We start from the raw sequence: 417 nt of genomic DNA, 5'->3' as shown, positions 1-417 counted from the left end.
TTGGACAAAATGATGCAGTTAAGTCCATCCGTTTTAAAGATTCCTTTAGTTGCTCCTTATAGGGGGTGGCAAGGTGTTACAGTACACAACGATTTAATATACGTATTTACAGATAGAGACGAAAATTTTGGTTTGGAAAACATTATTTCTGTTTATACTCTTGATGGGAAATTAGTTACAGAAAAAAGAAATGCATATACAGGAAAAGACCCAATGGGTTTATTTATGTCATTCGGTGATGCTAATACTATAGATGGTTTTATTTATGCGACCGTCTATAATAGTAACAGCTTAGGGGCTAGTCCGTGGATTAGTAAAATTGTAAAGTACGAACCATCAGATCTATCTATAATACAAGTTTACGAAATTGGGCAAGGCACAGCGGAGTCGGTAACTAAACATAACAACAGTTATTGG

1 protein-coding gene is annotated in these 417 nt (G+C 35.3%); it reads left to right on the top strand.

Annotated elements, in window-relative coordinates:
- A partial coding sequence (locus C9J34_RS22240) for a hypothetical protein (RefSeq protein ID WP_193769136.1) occupies positions 1-417 on the top strand: 417 nt, incomplete at both ends.

The organism is Metasolibacillus meyeri (genome assembly GCF_003049505.1).
GTDB lineage: Bacteria > Bacillota > Bacilli > Bacillales_A > Planococcaceae > Metasolibacillus > Metasolibacillus meyeri.
This window is presented reverse-complemented; position numbering and strand designations above follow the sequence as displayed.